This window comes from Janthinobacterium sp. GW821-FHT03C08 (assembly GCF_059420905.1).
The window spans coordinates 133,159-159,368 of the sequence record NZ_JBWKUP010000005.1 but is presented as its reverse complement, the minus strand read 5'-3'; the positions used below and the strand labels follow the sequence as shown (position 1 = coordinate 159,368).

The window sequence follows — 26,210 nt, the reverse complement described above, 5'->3', positions numbered from 1 at the left end:
TTTTTGCTGCTACGTGAACCGACCGCTACTCCACCGCCTTTGGGTTGGAATTGCTAAAGTAAAAATAAGCGGTAAAAAAGTGGCGAGCGAACATGCGAGTCATCCATAAGTGATGAACGACTATAAACCTAAATTGCAAGGGTTGGCAAGCATATTTGTCGGCAAAGCCGCATGCCGCCGCCGTTTTCCACTGCAAAGCACGCAAAAAAGCATGAAAAGTTGCGCACCGCTGACGAGCTTGCCACTGCGGCGCGCCATGCGCCGCCGGCCCTTGCTAGCGCTGTGTCCGTCGTGGCGCACGCGCCACGCAAGACCCATTGCGGCAGCGGCAAGCGACGCACTACTGATCAAGATCTAATCCGGCGCGGACCGCAGGGACAAGACTCAAGGACGCATCGACGACCTTTGACTGCCTGACCTTTACGGAGACCAGCATGACCCCTACCTCATCGCCCCACCCCGCTTCCTTCCCGTCGCCACGCCTGGGCCTGGCCCTGGCGGGAGCACTGTTGAGCCTGCCTGTGCTGGCACAGGAGGCCGCCCCGATTGCCCGTGTGGAAATCACCGGCTCGAACATCCGCCGCGCCCAGGCGGAAACGGCGTCGCCCGTGCAAACCCTGAATGCGGCCGATATCGAAAAATCGGGCAAGTCCAGCGTGGCCGAACTGCTGCAGACGCTGGCCGTCGACAACCAGGGTTCCGTGCCCACCACCTTCGGCAACGGCTTTGCCGCCGGCGCCTCCGGCATCTCGCTGCGGGGGCTGGGCACGGCCTCGACCCTGGTGCTGCTGAACGGCCGCCGCGTGGCGCCGTACGGCCTGGCCGACGATGGCCAGAAAGTGTTTGCCGACCTGAACATCATTCCCCTGGAAGCCGTGGAGCGCGTGGAAATCCTCAAGGATGGCGCCTCGGCCATCTATGGCTCGGACGCCATCGCCGGCGTGGTCAACGTGATCCTGCGGCGCGACTACCAGGGCACGGCCATCAAGGGCAATTACGGCAAGACCAAGGACTGGGACGGGCGCGACGCGCGCGCCGCCATCACGCACGGCTTCGGCAACATCGACAGCGACCGCTACAACGTGCTGCTCAATCTCGAATACAGCGAAAAAGCCGCCATCTGGAACCGCGACCGGGCCGGACGGGGCGCCGTCGGCCGCAGCGACTTGCGCGACCTGGGCTTCAGCGCGCAGGAAACGCTGGGCGGCACGGGTGCCATCACCACCAACAACGCGGCCGGCAGCGCCGTCAACGGCAACGTGCGCAATCCCGACACGCTCGACTACTACAACCGGGGCAACCTGGCCGGCGTAGGCTTTACGCGCACCTTCCCCGGCGCCGCCTGCAGCAACTTCACCAGCCATCCCCAGGGCGATCCCGGCGGCGGCTGCCTGACGGATGCCGCGCAGCAATATGGCCAGATCCAGCCCAGGCAAAAGAATATCAACTTCTTTGGCCGCGCCGCCTGGCAACTGACACCGGCGCTGCAAACCTATGCGGAACTGAACCTGTATCACAGCGAATCGAACTCGGCCACCACGCCGTCGACCGTCAGCGGTTCGGTGGGTTTCCCTGGCGGTCCCGTCAGCAACGCGGGCGTGGCGCTGGGCGCCGACCACCCCGACAACCCGTATTTCGGCACGGCGGCACGGCTGCGCTACCTGGCGGCCGACGTGGGGCCGCGCACGTCGGAAGTCGATTCCACCTTCACCCGCTTTGTCGCCGGCATCAAGGGCGCCGTGGCGGGCTGGGACATCGACAGCGCGCTGCTGTATTCGCAAAACAAGGTGTCGAACGACCAGGGCGGCTACCTGCAGCGCGACGTCGCCTTCGCCCTGCTCAACCCCACTGCCGCCAACGTGGCGGCCGCCAGCCTGAACCCCGCCTATGCGGCCTTGCCCGCCGGCAGCCTGTGGCGCATCGCGGAAAATGCGGGCCTCAATTCGCCCGCGCTGTACGCGGCGCTGTCGCCGCGCATCTCGAACGATGCCAAGACGCATATCGCACAGATCGACTTCAAGGCCAACCGCGAAATAGGCAAGCTCGACGGCGGCCCCCTGGGCGTGGCCGTGGGCGCCGAATTCCGCCACGAAGCGACGGAACTCAAGCCCACCACGGGCACGGAGCGGGGCAATATCATCGGCCTGGGCTACTCCGCCTACAAGGGCAGCCGCAACGCCTCGGCCATCTACGCGGAAGTGCTGGCGCCCGTGCTGAGCACCGTGGAACTGTCGGGCGCGCTGCGCGCCGACCATTTCACGGATGTGGGCAATTCCTACACGCCGAAAGTGGGCGTGAAATGGACGCCCGTGCGCGAGCTGGCCCTGCGCGGCACCTTCGCCAAGGGCTTTCGCGCGCCCAGCGCGGCGGAAAACGGCGTCGGCGGCCTGGCCGCGTTTTCCACCGCCAGCGATCCGCTGCGCTGCGCCCTGGGCGTGGCGGTCGCCTGCGATCCCGCCTCGATCGCCGTCATCACCTCGCCCAACCCCCATTTATCGCCCGAGCGTTCGCGCAGCTATTCCGTGGGCGCCGTGTGGGACCCGCTGCCGCGCACCAGCATTTCCATCGACCTGTGGCAAATCCGCCGCAAGAATGAAATCAACCAGGAACAGACGGATACGGCCATTGCGGAAGGCCACGTGGCGCGCGACCCGTCGACAGCCACCACCATTCCCGGCGACCCGGGCGCCATCACGGCCGTGCTGGCCAGCTACGTGAATTCGGCGCAGACGACGGTGCGCGGCCTCGACGTCGATGCGCGCCAGCGCTTCAACCTGGGCGGCGACTACGGCAGCCTGACCTTCGACGTGAAGTGGACGCACCTGTACAAATGGCTGCGCACGGAACAGGACGGCACACAGCGCGATTTTGCCGGCACGCATGGCAATTGCGATGTATCAAACTGCATGGGCACGCCGGCAGACCGCATCAACCTGGGCGCCACCTGGGAGCGCCAGAACTGGCGCGTGAGCGCCAACGTCAATTACCGCGCCCACCTCGACAACGTGCTGTTCAAGAACGATCCCGACGGTTGCGCCACGCACTTCGCCGACGGCACGGACGCGCCGCGCGGCTGCCGCATCGCTTCCTTCACCACGGTGGACCTGACGGGCCGCTGGCTGGCCACGCCCAAGCTGGAAGTGTTTGCAACGGTGCAGAACCTGTTCGACAAGATCGCCCCGCTCGACCCGCTCACGTATGGCGCCACGGGCTACAACCCGCTCGATTACGCGGGCGCGGCGGGACGCTTTTTCAGTGCCGGGCTGAAATACAAGTTCTGATGCAAAGCTTGTTTACACCAGCAGCAAGGACCGGAGTTGGCCCCGGCCGGGACATACGGCCCGGCGGACCGTATGCCGGTGCCGCAGGAACCGTCCCGGCATGCGGCATTGGCTTGACCGTCAGGCAGTCCCGCCCACCGTGATGCCGTCCAGGCGCAGGGTGGGCTGGCCCACGCCCACGGGCACGCTCTGCCCTTCCTTGCCGCACACGCCCACGCCCGAATCGAGGCGCATGTCGTTGCCGATCATGGAGACGCGGTTGAGCACGTCGGGGCCGTTGCCGATCAGGGTCGCCCCTTTGACCGGGTAGCTGAGCTTGCCGTTTTCGATCATGTACGCTTCGCTGGCCGAAAAGACGAACTTGCCGTTCGTAATGTCGACCTGGCCGCCGCCGAAGTTGACGGCATACAAGCCGTTTTTCACGGAAGCGAGGATTTCGCCCGGGTCCTTGTCGCCGCCCAGCATATATGTATTCGTCATGCGCGGCATGGGCAGGTGGGCGAACGATTCGCGCCGTGCATTGCCCGTCACGGGCATCTTCATCAGGCGCGCATTCATGGTGTCCTGGATGTAGCCCTTCAGGATGCCATCCTCGATCAGGGTCGTGCACTGCGTCGGGTTGCCCTCGTCGTCGATATTCAGGGAGCCGCGGCGACCCGCCAGGGTGCCATCGTCGACGACGGTGACGCCCCTGGCGGCCACGCGCTCGCCGATGCAGCCGGAAAACGCGGACGAACCCTTGCGGTTGAAATCGCCTTCCAGGCCGTGGCCGATGGCTTCGTGCAGCAGGATGCCGGGCCAGCCCGGTCCCAGCACGATGGTCATGGGGCCGGCCGGCGCGGGCCGCGCTTCCAGGTTCACCAGCGCCGAATTGACGGCGTCCGTCGCGTACTGCTCCAGCACGGCATCGCTGAAATAGTCATAGCTGTAGCGTCCGCCACCACCGGCAGAGCCCGTCTCGCGGCGGCCATCCTGCTCGGCGATCACGGTCAGCGACACGCGCACCAGGGGACGGATGTCGGCCGCCAGCACGCCGTCGCTGCGCAGCACCAGCACCACGTCGTATTCGCCGGCCAGGCCCGCCATCACTTGCACCACTCTGGGGTCTTTCGCGCGCGCCATCTTTTCCACGCGTTCCAGCAACTGCACCTTGGCCGTGGCGTCCAGCGAGGCGAGCGGATCGTGGGGCAGGTACAGCGAGCGTCCGCCCTGCACCATCGTCTGTCCCGCGATCTTGACCTTGCCCGCGCCGGCGCGCGCGATGGTGCGCGTGGCGGCCGACGCTTCCAGCAGGGCACGCTCGGAAATCTCGTCCGAATACGAAAAAGCCGTCTTGTCGCCGGAGACGGCGCGCACGCCCACGCCCTGGTCGATGGAAAAACTGCCCGTCTTGACGATGCCCTCTTCCAGGCTCCAGCCTTCGCTCTTGGTGAACTGGAAGTACAGGTCGGCATAATCGACCTTGTGCGTAAACATCGTGCCCAGGGCCTTGAGCAGCTTGTCTTCGTCCAGGCCAAACGGCGTGAGCAGAATATCGCGCGCCACGGCCAGGCTGGACAGATTGGGTTCAAATGGATTCATGGCTATCTTTTCTCAAAATTCAATTCACTTGCAGTACCTGGCAGTCACGTAGCGAGCGCCAGCGGCTGGTGGCCAGGAGGCGCAACCGCGCTCTCGCATGGGGGCGCCGAGCTGGGGGCGCCGAGCCGGGGGCGCCGAACCGGTGCGCATCGCAGGCCGCCCGGCGCGACGCGCAGCAGCGTATGTCAGGTATCCCTCACATGGTGCGGTGCGCCAGGGCGGGCAAGGATTCGCGCACGCCGGCCAGGAACAGAAGATCGATCTCGCCGCTGACCACGCCTTCGCCTTCGGGCAGCACCGCCTTCACTTCGCCCCACGGGTCGATCAGCATGCTGTGGCCCCAGGTGCGGCGGCCATTCGGATGCAGGCCGCCCTGCGCCGAGGCCAGCACATAGCACTGGTTTTCGATGGCGCGCGCGCGCAGCAGCACTTCCCAGTGGGCGCTGCCCGTCGTGTGGGTAAACGCGGCCGGCACGACGATCAAGGCGCAGTCGCCCATGGCACGGTACAGCTCGGGAAAGCGCAGGTCATAGCAGACCGACAGGCCGACACGGCCGAAAGGCGTGTCGATAGCGCGCACCTGCGCGCCCGCCACGATGGTGCGCGATTCATTGTACGACTCGGTGCCGCGCGTAAAGCCGAACAGGTGGATCTTGTCGTAGCGCCCGGCCGGTTCGCCTTGCGGGTCATACACCAGCGTGGTATTGAGGACCTTGCCTTCCTGGTCCGAGATCAGCGGCAGGGTACCGCCGATCAGCCAGATGCCGTGCTGGCGCGCCATTTGCGCCATGCCATCCTGGATGGGGCCGCTGCCAGGCTGCTCCGCATGGGCCAGCTTGTCCGTTTCCTGCCGGCCCATGATGGCCCAGTATTCGGGCAACACCACCAGCTCGGCCCCGCCGGCGGCCGCCTGCGCCACCAGGCGCCGCGCCGTGGCCAGGTTGTCGTCCACGGAAGGCGAGGAAATCATTTGTATCGCTGCGACTGTGTGCATCATTTCACCTCTTGTCCATTCGAGCTTGCTGCGTGGCACTTATTTCGCCACAGCATCTTTCGCCGCCGCTGCCGGCGTGGCGACAGGCTCCAATTTACCACCATCGAGCTTCGTCACCACGGGCGACTTCCACGGGCCGGCGATCTGCATATGATAGGTCAGCGCCTTCATCACGGGAGCGCGCAGGAACAGCTGCGCCAGGAAGCTGCCCAGGCCGATGACGGGGTTGACGGCCAGCGCGTAGACGAGCGGGCCCGTGCCCAGGTTGAATTCCGGGATCACCACCACGTGCAAATTCGTCGTTTCATTGGCGATATCGGCCGTGCCATCCATCAGCACCGTGGCGGCCACGCCGTGCATCTTGAGATTGTCGGTGCTGACCACGCCGCGCTTGATGCTGGCATTGGCCGTGATGCCGTCGAAGGCCAGGCCTTCGGAAAACACGTCGTGGAAATCGAGTTTCAGCAGGCGCGGCAAGGCTTGCAGGCTGAGCACGCCCAACAGCTTGGCCGCGCCCGGGTCCTGCTTGAGGAACTGGCCCGACTCCACGTTCATCTCGATCTGTCCCGACAGGGTGGGGATGTCGAGCGAATACGGCAAGCCATTCCAGGCGATGTCGCCGCTCAGGCGCCCCTTGCCGCGGCGCACCGTGTCGGCAAAGCCGAAGCGGTCCAGCAGCTTGCCCGCGTCGACGATGTCGAGGCCGAAACGCAGGCTGGTCGTGCTTTGCCCATCCTTGATGACCCATTTGCCATTGCCGCTCAGGGCGCCGTCGGGATTGGACAGTTGCAGCTTGCCCACGCGCCACTCGCGCCCGCCGGCAGCCATGGTGTTATACGCCTGCAGTTCGAGCCGGCCGATCTTCTTGTTGAACAGTTCAAACTGCTCGGCAACGATATCGAGCGAGGGAATCGATTGGGCGCCGCTCTTGCCTTCCAACAAATTCTTCACGTCGTTGGCGGCCGATTCCGGGATGATCAGCGAGGACAGGCGGGCCGTCATCTTGCCCAGGCCGGACGGGGTTTCCAGCCACGTCACGTAGCCCGAAACTTGTTTCGCATCAATATTGGCCTGCCACACGTCTTTCTGGTGCGTTGCGCCCACGACGACGTTTTCCAGCTTGCGCTCGCCCAGCATCAGCTCGCCCGCGCGGGCCGCCATCATGTCGGGCACCACGTATTGCGCGATATCGGGCGCATCGCCATCGGCGGCGGCGCCGTCGGCCGGGACCGTGCCGCTGCCGGCAATTTCGCTGCCGGCGTCGATCCAGCTGTCCACGTCGAGCGCCTTCATATTTACATTGAGCATCATGCCGCTGTCCGGTTCCGGCGCCGGAACGTTCACGCCGATGCCACCGCGCACCAGGCGCCACGGCTCCTTGCCTTGCTTCTGGCGCTGGTAGCGGGCCGCGATGCCGGCCCCCAGCGCGATGCGGATCTCGTCCGTGCGCAGGCCGGCCCCGTTGGCCGCATTGCCCGTCAGGGTGAATTTCACGGGCAGGCTGTCGCCGGCCGGCTTTTTCAGGGGCGCGGGGAAATCCAGGCCCAGGCCCGTCAGCGGCGACTCGACATTGACCACCACCTGGTGGTCGCGCGCCGTGATCAGGCCGCTGTAGCGCGCGCCGCCGTTCAAGTGCTTGGCCAGGCGCTGCAGCACGGGCGCCGGATACGTCTTGCGCAAGCCGTCGATGGTCATGTTGCCGGCGATTTTCACCTGGATGGAATTGTCCGGCTGCGTGCCGCCCGAGATGGCCAGCGGCCCGCCCAGCAGGCTGCCATTCAGGCCGTTCAGGTTGACGCCCTTTTCATTGAATTCGATCTTGCCCTGCGCGCCCAGCACGGGCGGCATGTCATGGAACAGCACCACGTCATTGCCGGCCAGCTGCAGGCTGCCCTGCACGGTCGATTCCAGCAGGCGCTCGATGGGCAAGTGCAATTTGAGTGCCAGCCTGGCGTTGCCGGTGGCCGTGGTTTCATCCGTAAAATGCTCGATCCAGCCCAGCACGGGGCTGGCCGTCACGTACTTGAGGAATTCCTGCATGGGGCCGGCCGCGTTGCCGTCGATGTCGAGCAGGGTATCGAACACGGTCAGGTCGGGAATCACGGCCTTGACGTTCGTCAAGGCCACGCCGCCCGTGGTAGCCGTGTCGCCGCGGATTTCCATGCGCGCCCGCTCGAAGACGAAGCTGCCCTTGATTTTCTCCGCCTGCGGCCACAACGGCGCCTTGCCGGCCAGCGGGCCGCTTTCGGCAAATTCGCCGGGCGCATAGTTCAGGGTGCCGTTGTCGATCTTGCCGGCGATGCGGAAGTCGCCGCGGCTGCGCTGCGCGGGCGTGTCTGCCTTGAAGGGGAAATGCGCGAGTTCGCCGCGCAGGCGCAGGCTGACATCGCGCGCCACGCCGCCTTCCAGCGCGCCCGTCAGCCAGTGGCGCAGGTGCTCCGGCGTCTGCATGGGCAGGTAGCGGCCGATGGTATTGATCTGGAAATTATCGATCGTGCCCGTCAGGTCTACCTGGCCCGGGTCCTTGCCGTCGAGCGGCATGCGGTGCGAGCCATGCAGGGCCACGCGCAAGCCTTGCTGGTCGAAGTCCAGCTTGTCCAACTCGACCTGCAGCATGTTGTCCGCTTCAAACGTCCAGCGTGCCTGCATGGCGAATTGCGCGAACGGCATGGCCGGTTCGCTCAGGTAGGAAGGCAATTGCAGCACCAGGTCCTGCGCGTCGATGGCGATGCTGCCGCCCTTGTCGCTGGCGTCGATCGTGCCCGTCAGGTGGTCGAAACCGGGAATGGCCGGGGCGGCGGCCTGCGCGGGGCTGGTCGCCGTCTTCGCCACGGCCAGGCGGGCGGGCTGCGCATTGAGTCCCAGTTCGACCAGCTTGCCGCGCAGGCGGTAGCTGGCGGGCGTGGCGATATCGCCCTGCCATTGCGCGGAAAAATCCTGCAGGCGGCCCCGTGGCGCCAGGGCGTCGAGGCGCTGGCGCTGCTGCTGGCCCAGCGGCAGCTTGTCGGCCAGCGCGGCCAGGGTCTGCAAATCGAGGGACTGGGCCGCGATTTCCGTCTGCGCCGGCTTGCGCCTGGTGGCGGCAACATAGCGCTCGGACAGGGTCGTGGGCGGCAGGCTGAGGCCATCGCGTGTTTCCAAAGCGAAATTCGTCAACTCCACCTGGTGGCCGTTTGCGCCGAAAGTCGGCTTGCCGTCCGGCACCTGGGCCGACAGGTCTTCCTTTGCCGAAATGCGTCCACTCACCGTCAGCAGGTCGAGCGGCGCGATATGCTCGCCCAGCTGCGCCTGCACATCCGTCAAGCCTACATCGGCCGTGAAGCCGGCCAGGCGCGCGTGATCCAGGCTCAGCCAGGCGCGCAGGGCGCCCTTGCCCTGGCTCAGCTCGAACGGGTAATCGAGGTAGCGGCGCCAGGCGGCCAGGTCGGCGTTTTTCAGGTCCGCATACAGCTCGCCCTTCCACATCGACACGTCCGAGATGCGCTTGCTGAAAGGCGGATGCGTGAAGTGAGCGCGCACATCGATGGGCGCGGCCAGGCTGGCGGGCGGCGTCGCCTGCAAGCCCAGGCGGTGGCTGCGCCAGCGGTTGCGCAGCAAGACATTGAGCTGGGTCAACGCCAGCTCGGGCGTGCCGCGCGCCTCGTCCGTCCAGCGCACCTTGCCGTCGCGGATGATGATGTCGTGCTGCGACAGCAGCCAGTCGGCGCCCTTGCCATCGCTGCCCTGCTTGCTGTCGACGAGCACCCCCGCCACGTACAGCTTGCCTTCCTTGCTGCGCCGCACGTCCAGGTCGGGCCGCGTGATTTCCAGTGTATCAAAGCGCACGGAACCGAGCACGCTCCACCACGACAGGGTGGCCGACACGCTCGGCAGGCTCAGCGCCTGGCGGCCCGTCTGGTCGCGCAAGGTCACGTCGCCCAGGAACAGGTTGGGGCGTACGCCATGCCAGGAAGCATAGATACGCGCGATACTGACGGGATTGCCCAGCGCGCGGCTGGCGGCGCGCTCGATATCGCCCTTGTAGTAATCGATATTCGGCAGGATGGCGTAACGGAGGAAGAGAAACAGCACGGCGAAGGCGAAATACGCCAGCAGCACCAGTTTCACGGTGAAACCCAGCACGTGGTGGGTGGCCAGGTTCGCCATGCGATAGGCGGCACGCAGCCGCTGCCAGCGCAGGGCCAGTGGCACATGTTCTGTCACGCTTGCTTCTGGCGGTTTTTGCATCAATAAGCTAATAAACTGGCCCGGCGTCAAATAATGGCAAAAATCGTCTGAATTCGTGGTGCGCGCCTGCATCCTTGCGCTTGCGTCTGAGCAAAGCCTCCCTTACCATCGTCCGGGAGACCGTGCACGGCCGGCAGCAACCCTGCCAGCGGCACAATTTTACCGCATCCCCCGCCGTTCGCAGCCATTTAACCGACAACCATGCACGCAGCATCCACGCAGCACCTACCGACACCGTCACCATGAGCCAAACGCCTTTGATTTCCGCCTCCCGTTTCTACCAGCGCTGGCTGGGCGCCGCCCCCGAGCGCGCCGCGCAGGTGGCCGAGCTGGTGCGCGCACCGCTGGACCAGCTCGACTTCGCCGCCGCGCTGGCCGCCCAGGCAAACACGGCCACGCCGCCCCTGCCGGCCGAGCGGGCCATGCGCCGCCTGCGCAACCTGCTCGTCTGCGGTTTGATCGAACGCGACCTTGGCGGCCAGGCCGACCTGAACGAAGTCGTCACGGCCATGACGGGCTTTGCCGACTTCGCCATCCGCACGCAGGTGGACGCCATCATGGCCGAGATGGTGGCCCAGCACGGCATGCCCGTGGGCGAGGAATCGGGCGAGGAACAGGCATTGATGGTATTGGCGATGGGCAAGCAGGGCGGCGGCGAGCTGAATGTGTCGTCCGACATCGACCTGATCTTTGTTTACCCGGAAGATGGCGACACGCAAGTGACAGGGCCGGGCCAGCGCAGCCTGTCCAACCATGAGTTTTTCATTCGCATGGGCAAGAAGCTGATCGCCGCCCTGGCCGAGATCACCCAGGATGGCTTCACTTTCCGCGTCGACATGGCGCTGCGCCCGAACGGCAACTCGGGGCCCCTCGCCGCCAGCCTGGGCATGGTGGAGCAATACCTGATCGTGCAGGGGCGCGAATGGGAGCGCTATGCCTGGGTCAAGGCGCGCGCCGTGACGGGCAAGGCCGAGGATATCGCCGCGCTCGACGCCATCGTGCGTCCCTTCGTCTTCCGCCGCTACCTCGATTTCGGCGTCATCGATGCCATCCGCACCATGCACGGGCAGATCCGCGCCGAGGTCAACCGCCAGGAGCGGCTGCACCCGGACCGCAGCAACAACGTCAAGCTGGGCCGCGGCGGCATCCGCGAAATCGAATTCCTCGCGCAAGTGTTTCAATTGATACGGGGCGGACGCGACGCCGAACTGCGCGACCGTTCCACGCGCGCCACCCTGCGCACGGTGGCCGACAAGGGATTGCTGGAACCGGCCATCGTGGAACAGTTGCTCGGTTCCTACACCTTCCTGCGCAACCTGGAACACCGGCTGCAGTATCTTGACGATGCGCAAACCCATACCCTGCCCGCGAACGAGGCCGACCGCCTGACCGTGGCGCAGATGATGGGCTTGCCCGACACGCCCACCCTGCTGGCCAGTCTGGAAGCGCACCGCGTGTTTGTTGCCGGCCAGTTCGACGAGATGTTCAGCGACAAGAGCAGCGGCACGCCGCCGGCCGACACGGGCATCGACCCGCAGACGTCGAACGACTGCGCCGCCTCGGACCAGCAGGAAGCCATTGAGGCGCGCTTTGCCGCCCTCGGTTTCGACGAGCCGGCCGCCTGCGCGCGGCGCCTGCTGGCCACGTGGCAGGCGCCGCGCCTGCAATCGCTGCCCGAGGCGAGCCGCACGCGTTTGGTGGCCCTCGTCAATTCCGCCCTGCCCCTGATCGCCGACTGCTCCATCACGACGGGCAAGGCCAGCCAGCTGGCCACCCTGGGGCGCCTGCTCGATTTCCTGGAAGCCATTGCGCGCCGCTCCGCCTATCTGTCGCTGCTGACGGAATACCCGCACACGCTGGAACGGGTCGTGCGCATGGTGTGCGCCAGCGGCTGGGCCGCCACCTTCCTCACGCAACACCCCATCCTGCTCGACGAGCTGCTCGACGAGCGCATCCGCCACACTGTGCCGGACCCGGCCGCCCTGGCCCTGGATTTGCAGCGCCAGCTCGACGACGCCCCCGGCGATACGGAACGGCAGATGGATATCCTGCGCGAAATGCACCATGCCCAGCTGTTCCAGTGCCTGGCGCAAGACCTGGCGGGCGACCTGAGCGTGGAAAAGCTGGCCGACTACCTGTCGCAGCTGGCCGACATCATCGTCGCCGCCACCGTGCAAGCCGTGTGGCAAACCATCCCCAGCCGCCACCGCGAGGTGCCGAAATTCGCCGTCATCGCGTATGGCAAGCTGGGCGGCAAGGAACTGGGCTATGTTTCCGACCTGGACGTCATCTTCCTGTTCGACGACGACGACCAGGAAGCCCCCGGCCTGTACGCCAAGCTGGCGCAGCGTTTCATTACCTGGATGACCTCGCACACCTCGGCCGGCATCCTGTTCGACATCGACATCGCCCTGCGCCCCGACGGCGCCTCGGGCATGCTGGTCTCCAGCGTGCAAGCCTTCGAGCGCTACCAGGGCAGCGCCGCCTGGGTGTGGGAGCACCAGGCCCTGACGCGCGCGCGCTTCTGCGCCGGCGACGCCACCATCGGCAAGCACTTCGAACGCATCCGCGACACCATCCTGCGCAAGGAACGCCCGGAAAACGGCCCGCTCAAGGGCGAAGTGGTGGCCATGCGCAAGAAAATGCTCGATGCCCACCCGCCCCGCCCCGGCAACTTTGATTTGAAACAGGACCCGGGCGGCATGATCGACATCGAGTTCATGGTGCAGTACCTGGTGCTGCAGCATGCGGCGCAATATCCGCAGCTGACGGCCAACTCGGGCAACATCGCCCTGCTGCGCCTGTGCGGCGAACTGGGGCTGATCGACGCGCAACTGGCCGCCTCCGTGGCCGACGCCTACCGGGCGCTGCGCAAGCTGCAGCACCAGCTGCGCCTGCAGGGGCAGGACCTGGCCCGCGTGGAACCGGAGCGGGTACAGCTGCACGCGGACAATGTACGCCGCCTGTGGCGCTCCATCTTCCAGGACGCCGGCTAGCACAGCAATCCGCCACTGCCGCGACCGTTCCCTGGCACGCCGTGGCGCGTGCAAGGCACGCCTGGACGGCCACGTTTTTCCCCCGTCAGCGCGCCCATCGGCGACGTTGACGGCGCCGGTTGTCGCGTAATTACCACAACGAAGTGCAAGCCCCCGGCACCGCGCGCCGGCGCCGCCGTCGCCCTCGCGCCACATCCTGGCAGCGCCCCGTTAGCGCCATGCGGCCGCAGGCTTTTTATGCCTCGCCATTCAAAAATAAAATATCCATTATATTCTCCGCTGCACTCCGCAATAAAAAAGACACGGCCATTCTCATTCTATTTTTCTTAAAAAAAATAAATAAATCAGGCCATCACCATTTCCTGTTTATCTGGAAATATCCGGCAATCAGCGTCGCTGACTATATTCGCTTACCAGAAAATACCAGTGCCTTGTTTTCCCGGCAAAACAACTATTCCATGCCCATCGCCCGTCTGCATGCTGGCACGGGCCGGTGTCCGCATGCAACACCGGCAAGCGTGGCCTTCCCTCTTCATGCATTTGCAAAATATCATCTTAAGTTTCAAAAAGGAAATTAAACCCCGCAAAAACCGCAAAAAATGAGGGGTTTATTTACGTCTTTATATGTTCCTGAGCTTTGGCATGAGGAAATAATGTCAATTATGCAAAATCATAATGACAAATGAAAGCGGGGCATCCTGAATGACGAGGCATCTTCCAATTGCAGTGTCCCTCCTCCGATATTGTCTATACATTCAAACGTGCGCCATGGCGACGGCAAAGCACGGGGCTTTTAATTCCAGATAAATATTTTCCGCTGCGGGCATCATGCACGATGACATTCATGTCGCCCGTCATGAAAAAAAAAGCGCTCCGAAAAAATAAATAATAATTATGCAAGTTGTTGTTATTTTTAAAGATTGCAAGTATTAAATTGACTTGAAACTTGTGCCTAGGTACAGTCGATCGTCGTAAAGTTTTTTAAAAAATAATTATTAACTTACAACACAAGGGATTCGACAATGCTCAAGGAAACAGTTCTTTCACGCTCGATCAGACTGGTGTGCGCAGGCAGTATCGCGCTCACCATGCACTCCGCATTTGCCCAGACAGAGGATGACAATGTCACCAAGGTACAAGTCACGGGTTCGCGCCTGACTTCGCCCAATGCCGTATCGCCATCGCCGCTGCAAATCCTGACGTCGGCCGACATCGCCGCTTCCGGCGCCACCAACCTGCAAGAATTGCTGCTGAAAAATCCGACCCTGGGCGCGCCGAGCATCAGCCGCACCAACTCCAATTTCCAGACCGCCAGCGTCGGCGTCGCTACGATTGACCTGCGCAACCTCGGTACCTCGCGTACCCTGGTGCTGGTCAACGGCCGCCGCTTTGTCGCGGGCGTGCCCGGCGAATCCGCCGTCGACATGAACACCATCCCGACCGACTTCATCGAGCGCGTCGAACTGCTGACCGGTGGCGCCTCGGCCGCCTACGGCTCGGATGCCGTGGCCGGCGTGGTCAACATCATCCTGAAGCGTAACTTCAACGGCGTGCTGGTGGACGCCTCGCTGGGCCAGAGCGACTACCACGACGACTCGAAGAAAAAACTGGCAATAACCTTCGGTACCAGCAGCGCCGACGGCGCCAGCAATATCATGGGCCACTTCGGCTACTCGAAACAAGGCGCCGTGTACTCGCGCAACCGTCCGGGCACCGATGTCGACAACCAGTCGCTGGGCACCCTCACGGGCGATCCGGCCGACATCTTTACGCCAGAAACACCGTTCTACTCGGGCATCGCACCGCAAGGCCGCTTCCTGTACGGTTCCGGCAAGACTGCGGGCGACTTTACCTATGACCGCGCCGGCAACATCATTCCCTGGTCCACCAACGGCTCGGCCACCCAGGCGGCAACAGGCTACAACCGCAATGCGCTGCGCACGATCGCCGTGCCGACGGAACGTTTCCTGTTCGCCACGAACGGCAACCATGCCTTCGACGAAAACCACAGCGCCTTCTTCGAAGGCACCTACGCGTCGACCAAGGTCACCTCGCGCATCGAACCATTCGGCCTGCAATCGAAGGATATCTTCCCGACCGCTGGCGCAGTGCCAGTCGGCAGCATGGTCAATGGCGTCCTCGTGCGCAATCCGCTGGTGCCGCAGTACCTGTATGACCGCGCCACCGACACCAATGGCGATGGCATTCCGGACTACACCTTCTCGCGCCGCCTGTCCGAAGTGGGCACGCGTGGCAATACGGCAGAACGCGACACCTTCCGCCTGGCGACCGGCCTGAAAGGCATGATCAAGGACTGGAACTATGAAGCCTTCGTATCGTACGGCAAGACCAAGGAAGCACAGAACTCGACCGGCCAGGTCAATGTCATGAGCTTCCGCAATGCCTTGCTGGCGATTCCTGATGGCAAGGGCGGTGCAATGTGCGCGGATCCGATCGCGCGTCTGCAAGGCTGCGTGCCCGTCAATCTGTTCGGCTTCAATTCCATTTCGCCGGAAGCCCTGAAATATGTGACGGCACCAGGCTCCCTGATCACGTCAACCACGCAAAAAGTGGCTGGCGGTAACTTGAGCGGCGAGTTGTTCCAGTTGCCAGCAGGTAAAGTTGGCCTGTCGGGCGGCGTCGAATGGCGTCAGGAAGAATCGAGCAGCGTGGCCGATCCGCTGACCCAGGCAGGCTTGAACGCCGGCAATGCCGCGCCACCGACCTACGGCAAGTTCCAGGTCAAGGAAGCCTACCTGGAAACCCTGGTACCGATTCTGAAGGACAAGTTCCTTGCCAAGCAGCTGGACTTCCGTGCAGCCTACCGCGTCGGCGACTACTCGACGGTCGGCCACACCAACAGCTGGAACACGGGCCTGGAATGGGCGCCGACGTCGGATGTGAAATTCCGTGCCACGCGCTCGATTTCGACCCGCGCGCCGAATATCAACGAACTGTATTCGCCAGCGAGCCAAACCTTCCCGCCAGGCATCTCTGATCCGTGCAAAGGCGTCACCGCGACGTCCACCACGGAATTCTCGGCAGGCTGCCGCGCCGATCCGAATGTATTGGCCAATATCCAGGCCAATGGCGTCTTCACGCAAACGCAGTCGGACCTGCAAGGCATCAGCGGCTACGATCGCGGCAATCCGAACCTGAAGGCGGAACAAGGCCGTTCGACGACCGTCGGCGTGGTGCTGACCCCGCGTTCGATCCCGATGCTGAGCAAGTTCACCTTCACGGCGGATTACTTCGACATCAAGATCTCCGATGCCATCGTCAGCACGCCACGCCAGTACTCGCTGAGCCAGTGCTATGGCGGCGGCAATCCTGAGCTGTGCAAGTTCATCACGCGTCGCACCGCTACCGGCGGCGGCAACAACATCGGTACGCTCAGCTACATCGATTCGGCCGTATCGAACAGCGGCGGCCTGGGCACCGAAGGTATCGACTTGACCGCTTCGTGGGCGGATATGGTCGGACCAGGCCGCCTGACCGCGAAGATGCAATACACCTACGTCAAAGAGGGTTATGTCATTCCTCTGAAAGGCGAAGACAAGGACCCGTTTGCTGGCGAAGTCGGCGCAGCCAAGAACAAGGCTAACCTGAACCTGGCCTACAAATGGGGCAGCTTCGGCATCAGCAGCACCACGACTTACATCGGCCGCTCCTCGCTGGATGACCAGTTCCTGGCGCAGCTCGACCTGCCAGCCAACTCGCTCAAGGTTGGTTCGCGTACCTACCAGGACTTCCAGCTCACGTTCGACGTGAAGAAGCAAGTGCAGCTGTACCTGGGTATCGACAATGCCTTCGACACGTCGGCACCACCGATCCTGAGCGGTTTGCCAGGCAACAGCACCGGTACCAACACGGATGCCGGTACGTATGATGCCATCGGCCGCCGCTACTATGCCGGCCTGCGCGTGACGATGTAATCCTGCAGCGGATGGAGGGCGCCACCGCCTTCCATCCCCGCAACGACGGCGCGCTACGGTGCGCCGTTTTCTTTTCCGCAGAAGAAACGACAGGAACTGGACATGAAAAAATTATTACTGTTGCTGGCCGTGTGCGGCCCGGCCCTGGCCGACGATGCGGCAACCCTGCACTGCCGCACGCTCAAGGATGGCGCGGCACGCCTGGCCTGCTATGACGCCATGCCCGTCGGTGCCGCACCGGCCACGGCGGTGGCCGTGGCGCCCAGGACGGTGGAACAGCAAAAACAGGCCTTCGGCATGGAAGGCAAGCAAAAACGCGCCGTCGATGCCATGCCGGCGCAGCAACTGGCCAGCCTGGACAGCCATATTCCCGGCAAGTTCGAAGGCTGGCAACCGGGGCAGACCATCACCCTGGCCAATGGCCAGCGCTGGAGAGTCGTCGACGGCAGCGATGGCGTGGTGGTCGGCAAGGACTTGAAAGTCACCCTGGTGCGCGGCATGCTGGGCGCGATCTTCCTGGATATCGAAGGCGCTTCCCGCTCGCCCAAGGTGGTGCGCATCCAGTAGCATCGAGCAGGCTGGCCCATTGCCACGCAGCGTGCCCTGATGATAGCCCGCGACGGCCGCGGGGCGTATGATAGGGATCAACGCTGTCTTGCCAAAGGAAACTTTTTTCCATGCCCTTGCATTACCTGTCACGCCTGAGCGGCGCCACGCGCGACCAGCATGCCAACCTCCAGCTGGGCTGCGTGCTGGCGCTGGTGGCCGGTGCCGTGAATGCGGGCGGTTTCCTCGCCATCGGCGGCTATACCTCGCACATGACGGGCATCGTCTCGGGCATGGCCGACGACCTGGCGCTGGGCAATGTCACGCTGGCACTGGCCGCCCTGGGCGCCTGGCTGGCCTTTGTCAGCGGCGCCGCCGTGACGGCCATCATGGTGAACTGGGGCAAGCGCCGGCGCCTGCACAGCCAGTTCGCCGCCAGCCTGCTGCTGGAAGCGGCCCTGCTGCTGCTGTTCGGCTTGACGGGTGGCTACCTGGCCGCCATGCCCGACGTGCTGGGTCCCGTCACCATCTTGCTGCTGTGCTTTGTGATGGGCTTGCAGAACGCCATCATCACCAAGATCTCGGGCGCCGTCATCCGCACCACCCACGTGACGGGCCTGTCCACCGATATCGGCATCGAACTGGGCAAGATGGCATATTACAACCGGCGCCAGCTACCGGACCGCGTCGTCAAGGTCAACCGCGGCAAGCTGAAAACGCACAGCCTGCTGATCGCCTGCTTCTTCATGGGTGGCGTCAGCGGCGCGCTGTCCTTCAAGCACATCGGCTTTCCTGCCACCACCATCATCCTCGCCGGCGTGCTGACCCTGCTGTCCGGCGTGCCCGTGCTGCGCGACCTGCGCCTGCTGTGGCGCTTCTACCGGCGCCGCCTGCACGCCCACACCTTGCGTTAGCAGAAATATTTTTCTTTATAGCAATAATTTATTGGTTTTAATGCTAATATTTTTCTGCGTCCGGCAAGCGCATCACGCGTGCCGTGGCGGCCTTTTGATTCGACACCCTACTGTTGTCCAATTCTGAAAGCGAGAAAAATGATTTCCATCAAAAAAGCCCTGTTTGTCTTTGCCGCCGCTGTCGGCATCGCCGCGTCCTTCTCCAGCACGGCCGCCGTGCGCGCATGGATTCCTTCGGATAGCTGCGATTACATCCTCAACAGCTGTTACCAGGGCAATCAGGAATCCTGCGAACGCTGGTTCCACCAATGCCAGCACCTTGGCGCCGACGACTAAGCAGACGAAAAAAAAACGCCCTTGCGGGCGTTTTTCATATGCAGGCCAGAATTACTTGGCCGACATCAGTGCGACGGTGGTGTCGAGCATGCGGTTCGAGAAACCCCACTCGTTGTCGTACCACGACGATACTTTCACCAGGCGGCCCGAGACCTTGGTCAGGGTCGAATCGAAGTTCGACGATGCCGGATTGTGGTTGAAGTCGATCGAGACCAGCGGTTCGGTCTGGTACGTCAGGATGCCTTCCAGGGCGCCTTCCGACGCGGCTTTCATCAGGGCGTTGACTTCTTCCACCGTGGTGTCGCGCTTGGCGATGAAGGACAGGTCGACCAGCGACACGTTGATGGTCGGCACGCGGATGGCGAAGCCGTCCAGCTTGCCATTCAGCTCAGGCAGCACCAGGCCCACGGCGGCGGCAGCGCCCGTCTTGGTCGGGATCATGCTCATGGTGGCCGAACGGGCGCGGCGCAGGTCTTCATGCATCACGTCGGACAGCACCTGGTCGTTGGTGTAGGCGTGCACGGTGGTCATCAGGCCCGTTTCGATGCCGATGGCGTCGTTGAGCGGCTTGACCAGCGGTGCCAGGCAGTTGGTGGTGCACGACGCGTTCGAGATGACGGTGTCCGTCGACTTCAGCACCGAGTGGTTCACGCCGAACACGACGGTGGCGTCAACGTCCTTGCCGCCTGGTGCCGAGATGATGACTTTCTTGGCGCCGCCCTTCAGGTGAGCCGAAGCTTTCTCTTTGGTGGTGAAGAAGCCCGTGCATTCCAGCACGACGTCCACGCCCAGCTCGCCCCATGGGATTTCAGCCGGATTGCGCTGTGCAAACACGCGGATCGGATCGCCATTGACGATCATGTTGTCGCCTTCGACGGTGACCGTGCCCGGGAACTTGCCGTGCGCGGTGTCGTAGCGGGTCAGGTGGGCGTTCGATTTGGCATCGCCCAGGTCATTGATGGCAACGATCTGGATGTCCTGTTTCTTGCCGCCTTCGTAGAAAGCGCGCAACACATTACGGCCAATGCGGCCGTAGCCATTGATTGCAACTTTGATCGTCATACTCTGCTCCTGATTAAAAAAAAGGTATCAGCACAGCACCCCGGCATTACCTTGCCGGGGTCTGCTCAAAATCAATATTAGCCAGCGATAACAGCTTTAACCTTGGCTACGACGTTCTCGACCGTGAAGCCGAAGTGCTTGAACAGCACGCCCGCCGGCGCCGATTCGCCGAACGTGTCGATACCGACCACGGCGCCTTCCAGGCCCACGTATTTGTACCAGAAGCTGGTCACGCCCGCCTCGATGGCCACGCGCGGCACGCCCTTCGTCAGCACGCTAGCCTTGTAGGCGGCGTCCTGGCGGTCGTACACGTCGGTCGACGGCATCGACACGACGCGCACATTGATGCCTTCCGAGGCCAGCGCGCTGGCGGCGGCGACGGCCAGTTCCACTTCGGAACCGGTGGCGATCAGGATCGCCTTGGCATCGACCACGTCGTTGAGCACATAGCCGCCGCGGAAGATGTTGTCGATCTGTTCGGCGCTACGCTCCTGGTACGGCAGGTTCTGGCGCGAGAAGATCAAGGTCGACGGGCCATCCTTGCGGCGCACGGCGGCGCCCCAGGCAGCAGCCGACTCGACGGTGTCGCATGGACGCCAGTTGTCCAGGTTCGGGATCAGGCGCATCGACGAGACGTGCTCGACCGATTGGTGCGTCGGGCCGTCTTCGCCCAGGCCGATCGAATCGTGGGTAAACACGAAGATCGAACGCAGCTTCATCAGGGCGGCCATGCGCAGGGCATTGCGGCTGTAGTCGGAGAACGTCAGGAACGTGGCGCCGAACGGAATGTAGCCGCCGTGCAAGGTGATGCCGTTCATGATGGCGCTCATGCCGAATTCGCGCACGCCGTAGTTGATGTGGTTGCCAGGCTGGCCGGAACGCACGGCCACGCATTCTTTCCAGTTGGTCAGGTTCGAACCGGTCAGGTCGGCCGAGCCGCCGAGGAACTCCGGCAGGGACGACGCCAGTGCCTGGATGGCGTTCTGGCTGGCCTTGCGGGTGGCGATGTTTTCTTTCTTTTCCACGCAGGAAGCGATGGCGGCGCTCAGGGCCGCTTCGAATGCCTGTGGCAGCTCGCCTTGCATGCGGCGGGTCAGTTCAGCGGCTTGCTGCGGGAATTCGCGGGTGTAGGCGGCGAAGCGCTCGTTCCAGTCCGCTTCCAGCAGGGCGCCCTGTTTCTTGGCATCCCAGGCCGCGTACACGTCGGCCGGCATCTCGAACGGTGCGGCATCCCAGCCGATGTACTCGCGCACGGCAGCGATTTCCTTGTCGCCCAGCGCGGCGCCGTGGACCTTGTCGCCGCCTTGCAGGTTCGGCGAACCCTTGCCGATGATGGTCTTGCAGCAGATCAAGGTTGGCTTGCTGGCCGTCTTGGCGGCGGCGATGGCGGCAGCCACGGCGGCTACATCGTGGCCGTCGACGGCGCGGATGACGTTCCAGCCATACGCTTCGAAGCGGGCCGGGGTGTCGTCCGTGAACCAGCCTTCCACTTTACCGTCGATGGAAATGCCGTTGTCGTCGTACAGGGCGATCAGTTTATTCAGGCCCAGGGTGCCGGCCAGCGAGCACACTTCGTGCGAAATGCCTTCCATCAGGCAGCCGTCGCCGACGAAGGCGTAGGTGTAGTGGTTGACGATGTCGTGGCCAGGCTTGTTGAATTCAGCGGCCAGCAATTGCTCCGACAGGGCCATGCCGACGGCGTTGGCGATACCCTGGCCCAGCGGGCCGGTGGTCGTTTCCACGCCTGGCGTGACATCGACTTCCGGGTGGCCCGGGGTTTTCGAATGCATCTGGCGGAAGGCCTTGATGTCATCCATCGACAGGTCGTAGCCCGTCAGGTGCAGCAGCGCGTAGTGCAGCATGGAGCCGTGGCCGTTGGACAACAGGAAACGGTCGCGGTTCTGCCATTTCGGGTTCGCGGGATTGTGGCGATAGTGACCACTCCACAGGGCAACTGCGATCTCGGCCATGCCCATCGGCATGCCTGGATGGCCGGAATTGGCCTTTTGCACAGCGTCCATTGCCAGTGCGCGGATCGCATTGGCCATTTTGGTAGTCGGGAGCGTAGTTGTCATGATGGTGTGGGTCAGTCGCGAGTTTGGGATTCGTTTGCAACAGCGCGGACAGGGAAGCCGGCTGCTTTCTGTAGTCAACTATTTTACCAGACTGGGGGCTGCAAATTAGAATTGCGCCGTACTGGTGCGCCAAATGGCTATACTTTGACGTCTTTCCACCCTACTTTCCCCCCGTTGAGGATTTGCATGCCGCGTTTTTTCTGCCCCCAGCCGCTCGTCGCCGGCACCACCGTCTCCCTGCCGGAGGCCGTCGCCCACCACATCCAGGTCGTGCGCCTGGCACCGGGCGACCTCATCACCCTGTTCAATGGCGAAGGGGGCGAAGTGCAGGCCAGCCTGGTGGCGGTCGCCAAGCGCAGCGTCACGGCGGAGATCCAGGCGCACGTGGCGCGCGAGGCGGAATTGCCGTATGCCGTGACCCTGGCGCAGGCGCTGCCGGAAGCGTCGAAGATGGACTGGATCATCGAAAAGGCCATCGAACTGGGCGCTGCGGGCATCGTGCCGCTGGCGGCGCAGCGCTGCGTCGTGCGCCTGTCCGCCGAGCGGGCCGAGAAAAAAATGACGCATTGGCAAGGAATCATCGTCTCGGCCTCGGAACAAAGCGGCCGCAACCGCCTGGCGCAGCTGGCGCCGTTGCAAGACTTCAATAGCTGGAGCAGCCAGCAAGATTTACATAAACGCATCATCCTGACGCCACGCGCGGACCAGTCGCTGGCCGAATGGGCCCGTCACCAGCCGCCGCAGGCGGTCACCGTGATGGTGGGGCCGGAAGGGGGGTTTTCGGAGGCGGAAGAAAAGGCGGCCCTGGCCGCCGGCGCCATCGGCCTGTCCATGGGACCGCGCATCCTGCGCACGGAAACAGCGGGCCTGACGGCCCTGGCCGCCCTGGCCGCGCTGTGGGGCGGCATGTAAGCCAGCCGTCCCCCAGGAAGCGAACGAAACGCCATGCCGCCTTGGGCGGCGCCCCCCTCCCCTCTGGCCTGCAGCACGCTTGCCGGCCGGACACGGGCAACGCCGCGCCTGGGCCTCCTGGTTCGCTTCCGCTCCCGCCACCATCCCGTTCAGCACACTCGGCAGAGCCGAAGATTCCCCCCGCCTCCTGAGGTCCATAACCATAAAAAAAAACCCGCCAGGCGAACCTGGCGGGTTTTATGCGGACTAAACGGCCACTCCTTGCGGAGCAGTCATATTAGAACGACTGGCTGTAGCGTACGTACACGAAACGGTCGATTGGCAAGTTAGGATCAACTGACGAGCTCGACGATGCATCGCTCTGGATCAAACGTGGTTTCTTGTTGAACAGATTGTTCGAACCAACCGAAACCTTGCCCTTCCATGCCGTCGAGTAGCTGACGTTCAGGTCGGTGTAGGTCAACGAACCAAGCTTGTTGTATGGACCGTAACCAGCCGACTCGCCATCAGGATTCGAGCAAGCGATCGTGCTGGTGTAGCAACCATCCTTCACGGCGCTCGAGTAACGCATCGTCACGGTCGAGGCCCAGTTACCCAGGCTCCAATCCACCGACAGGTTCGACTTCAGGCGATTCGAACCGTATTCACCGGCGTATTCGTTCCAGTCGGACGTTGCCGTGCTCTTCGTGCGGAACGATTTCAACCAGGTCGACTCGGAACGCACGTTGAACTGACCGTAGGCGGTGCGCGGCAAGCGGTAGTTCAGACCGATATCCACGCCTTCGGTTTCCATGGCACCCAGGTTGGTGTTGCCACGGGTCAGAGCGATGATCTGACCGGTACCATCACGACGGATGTTGTCGCAGAACTGTTGCACGCCTTGCAGGTAGCACTGGTTCAGCGTGTAGGCCACCGACACCGCGGTAATGCGATTGTTGACCTTGATGTTGAACCAGTCCAGCGAGGCGGTCAGGCCAGGCACGTACGATGGGCTATACACCAGACCCAGGGTCTTGGTTTTTGCCGTTTCAGGCGTCAGCGAGGTGTTGCCGGCGCCGCTGCTGAAAGGCACAGGGCTTTGCTGCGAACCGGTCACAGGCAGGCCGGTCTGGCCCAGCTGACGGTAGTTCGCCGGCACGCCCGCAGCGCGGCAGTTTGCCTGAATCGTGGCGTTCGTGATGGAGCCCAGTTTCGTGTCGCAGACGTCGAGGTAGGTATCGTAGGTTTGCGAACCGCCGCCGAAGGTATCACCCAGCGATGGTGCGCGGAAGCCTTCCGCCCAGGTACCGCGCGTCAGCAGGTCGTTTACCGGCTTCCACATGAAGCTGGCTTTGCTGTTCGTGGTCGTGCCGAAATTGCTGTAGTCCGAATAACGGGTGGCCAAGTCGATCGACAGCAACTTCGCGAACGGCGCATCTTTCAGCAACGGAATGTTTGCTTCCAGATATGCTTCCTTGACAGTGTAGCGGCCGCGGGTGGCATTGTACGAGTTATCGGTCGTCAGGCTGTTGGCAACCATATCGTCCGGCAAATCGTAGCCGCGCACTTCGCGATGCTCGATACCGGCAGCAACACCGACCACACCCGCAGGCAGCGTAAACAACTCGCCGTTGATGTCGGCCGTTGCGCTATTGACGGTACTGCCGTAGACGGCGTGGCTGTTGCTGCCGATGTAGTTCAGCACTGCAGCATTCGATGCGGAAGGACCGCCCAGAATATCAAACGGCAAGCATTCGCCCAGAGCGATCGGGGAGGCAGCGGTACCGCACTGCACCACGCCGGCCGAGTTCAGGAACGATGGACCCAGTGCCTTTTTCAGGTTGACCAGGTTGATGTTGCCCGTACCGTTGGACTGCCCCGTGACAGCGCTATGGTTGTAACCGGCCGACCAGCCCCACGCCTTGCCGGCGATGGTGAAATCGCCTTCCAGCGTTGCATCGATATGCACGGTCTGGTTGCGGCTGTCCGTCGTACGCGGCATTTCAATCATGCGGCGATAGAAATACAGGTCCTGGCCCGTGCCGCCCGTTGCTGCGGCGCCGTACGGATTGAAGTAGCTGTTTTTGTCGATGTAGACAGGGTTGCGCAACTGGTTCTGGCTGCTCAGCGGATAACCGGCGTTCACGCGTGTCGAGCTACGCTCGGAGAACATCGCGGTGCTCTTGAAGCGCATATCCCAAGGCAGCTGGATTTCGCCTTTGGTGAACATGGTGGTCAGGTCCGTTGGTGCCTGGAACATCATCTGCTGCGTGGTGTTGTACTGGTCTTCCAGCGCACCTGCATACGTATGATAGTTGGCCGGATTGCGCGAAGCCGCGCCCGCATCGCCACTGTGGTTCAGGTAGTAGTTGAAACCGGTCGCATTGCCAACGCTGCCTGGAACGGAGCTGACTTGACGAATACGGCCGAATTGCCCTGCGCCCAGGCCATTATTTGGCGCATCGGCGTAAGGGTAGGAAGTGATGTAACGGTCACGCGACCATACGGCACCCGAAGTCGTGTGCGACAGACCAAACATCAGCGATGCTTTTTCATCGCCGCCACCGTACGAAATATCGTAGTCGGAGTTCTTGCCGTCGCCTTTTTCGTTAATGCCCTTGTACACGCTGATCGTGCCACCCTGCATCGACTTCTTCAGGATGATGTTGACCACGCCGGCGATCGCGTCGGAACCGTAGATGGCCGATGCGCCGTCTTTCAGGATCTCGATACGCTCGATCATCGAGGTCGGGATGGTGGACATGTCGGTGTAGCCGGCCACGGTGGTGGACCAGCGCTTGCCGTTGACCAGCACCAGCAGGCGCTGCGAACCGAGGCCGCGCATGTCGATGTACTGGCCGCCTTGTTCGCGGTTCGAGGTCAGGGTCGCGCCCTTGCTGAACGCTGGAGGGCCGGCCGCAGTCAGCTGGTTAAGCACGTCGCCAACGGTCACCAGGCCGCTAGCCTGGATCTGTTGCGCGGTCATTTTCAGGACAGGCTGGGCAGTCTCGAGATCCACTTGGCGGATACGCGAACCGGTAATTTCCACGCGTTGCGGGGCTTCGGCTGCGGCTGCTTGCGTCTGGGCGAAAGCCGTCAGCGAATTCAATGCCATTGCCACTGCTACGGCAATCTTGGTGCGTTGATGCATAAGTTCTCCGATTTGAAATACTACTACCTACTGATCTAGTCAGGCTCTTGTAAACATATGTGAATATGTTTATGTCTTTTTTAATCCAGTGCTGGCGGCCGTGTATCCAACCGTTAAACGCTTTATGAGCGGGTCAGCAAGATTGCTATGACATGGCCATCATCAAACCATTTCCAAAGCGACACTGTCAATAATCGTTGGAAATCGATTCATCAAAGAAA

General features: G+C 63.0%; 15 protein-coding genes. 9 read left to right on the top strand and 6 right to left on the bottom strand.

Annotated features, from left to right (window positions below):
* Nucleotides 1-112: 112 nt before the first annotated feature.
* Both AC07VL_RS08595 and AC07VL_RS08590 read left to right on the top strand, forming a co-directional pair.
* Nucleotides 113-358, top strand: a complete 246-nt coding sequence (locus tag AC07VL_RS08595; RefSeq protein ID WP_494805463.1) for a hypothetical protein — start codon at nt 113-115, stop codon at nt 356-358.
* Between the two features lie 76 nt (nt 359-434).
* Nucleotides 435-3,281: a TonB-dependent receptor gene (locus AC07VL_RS08590; protein ID WP_494805462.1), complete on the top strand. Its 2,847-nt coding sequence runs from the start codon at nt 435-437 to the stop codon at nt 3,279-3,281.
* A 120-nt stretch (nt 3,282-3,401) separates the two neighbouring features.
* Here AC07VL_RS08590 and tldD read toward each other — a convergent pair whose 3' ends face one another.
* The 3 genes from tldD to AC07VL_RS08575 form a co-directional block, all read right to left on the bottom strand.
* Complete coding sequence (tldD, locus tag AC07VL_RS08585) at nt 3,402-4,862, bottom strand: metalloprotease TldD (RefSeq protein WP_494805461.1); 1,461 nt, start codon at nt 4,860-4,862, stop codon at nt 3,402-3,404.
* A 196-nt stretch (nt 4,863-5,058) separates the two neighbouring features.
* Complete coding sequence (locus AC07VL_RS08580; RefSeq protein ID WP_494805460.1) at nt 5,059-5,859, bottom strand: carbon-nitrogen hydrolase family protein; 801 nt, start codon at nt 5,857-5,859, stop codon at nt 5,059-5,061.
* Nucleotides 5,860-5,895: 36 nt separating this feature from the next.
* Nucleotides 5,896-10,059, bottom strand: coding sequence for a YhdP family protein (locus AC07VL_RS08575; RefSeq protein WP_494805459.1), 4,164 nt, complete (start codon nt 10,057-10,059; stop codon nt 5,896-5,898).
* A 266-nt stretch (nt 10,060-10,325) separates the two neighbouring features.
* Here AC07VL_RS08575 and glnE point away from each other — a divergent pair, with 266 nt between their 5' ends.
* The 6 genes from glnE (at nt 10,326) to AC07VL_RS08545 (ending at nt 18,810) form a co-directional block, all read left to right on the top strand.
* Nucleotides 10,326-13,079, top strand: a complete 2,754-nt coding sequence (gene glnE, locus AC07VL_RS08570) for a bifunctional [glutamate--ammonia ligase]-adenylyl-L-tyrosine phosphorylase/[glutamate--ammonia-ligase] adenylyltransferase (RefSeq protein WP_494805458.1) — start codon at nt 10,326-10,328, stop codon at nt 13,077-13,079.
* A gap of 143 nt (nt 13,080-13,222) precedes the next feature.
* On the top strand, nt 13,223-13,657 hold the full coding sequence (locus AC07VL_RS08565) for a hypothetical protein (RefSeq protein ID WP_494805457.1): 435 nt from the start codon (nt 13,223-13,225) through the stop codon (nt 13,655-13,657).
* A gap of 510 nt (nt 13,658-14,167) precedes the next feature.
* Nucleotides 14,168-17,014, top strand: a complete 2,847-nt coding sequence (locus AC07VL_RS08560) for a TonB-dependent receptor domain-containing protein (RefSeq protein ID WP_494805456.1) — start codon at nt 14,168-14,170, stop codon at nt 17,012-17,014.
* 102 nt (nt 17,015-17,116) lie between these two features.
* A complete protein-coding gene (locus tag AC07VL_RS08555) occupies nt 17,117-17,581 on the top strand; it encodes a hypothetical protein (protein ID WP_494805455.1) in 465 nt (154 codons plus the stop codon).
* A gap of 110 nt (nt 17,582-17,691) precedes the next feature.
* Entirely contained in the window at nt 17,692-18,474 is a 783-nt protein-coding gene (locus AC07VL_RS08550) for a YoaK family protein (protein WP_494805454.1), read from the top strand.
* Nucleotides 18,475-18,612: 138 nt separating this feature from the next.
* Nucleotides 18,613-18,810 (top strand): hypothetical protein, encoded by a 198-nt coding sequence (locus tag AC07VL_RS08545; RefSeq protein ID WP_290608657.1) that lies wholly within the window; start codon nt 18,613-18,615, stop codon nt 18,808-18,810.
* A 51-nt stretch (nt 18,811-18,861) separates the two neighbouring features.
* Here AC07VL_RS08545 and gap read toward each other — a convergent pair whose 3' ends face one another.
* Together gap and tkt are read right to left on the bottom strand one after the other, a co-directional pair.
* A complete protein-coding gene (gap, locus tag AC07VL_RS08540; protein ID WP_010395244.1) occupies nt 18,862-19,872 on the bottom strand; it encodes a type I glyceraldehyde-3-phosphate dehydrogenase in 1,011 nt (336 codons plus the stop codon).
* Between the two features lie 77 nt (nt 19,873-19,949).
* Nucleotides 19,950-21,947: a transketolase gene (gene tkt / locus AC07VL_RS08535; protein WP_494805453.1), complete on the bottom strand. Its 1,998-nt coding sequence runs from the start codon at nt 21,945-21,947 to the stop codon at nt 19,950-19,952.
* Nucleotides 21,948-22,133: 186 nt separating this feature from the next.
* Between tkt and AC07VL_RS08530 the strand changes: the two genes are divergently transcribed.
* Nucleotides 22,134-22,859, top strand: coding sequence for a 16S rRNA (uracil(1498)-N(3))-methyltransferase (locus AC07VL_RS08530; protein WP_494805452.1), 726 nt, complete (start codon nt 22,134-22,136; stop codon nt 22,857-22,859).
* A gap of 277 nt (nt 22,860-23,136) precedes the next feature.
* Here AC07VL_RS08530 and AC07VL_RS08525 read toward each other — a convergent pair whose 3' ends face one another.
* Entirely contained in the window at nt 23,137-25,989 is a 2,853-nt protein-coding gene (locus AC07VL_RS08525) for a TonB-dependent receptor domain-containing protein (protein ID WP_494805451.1), read from the bottom strand.
* Between the last annotated feature and the right edge of the window lie 221 nt (nt 25,990-26,210).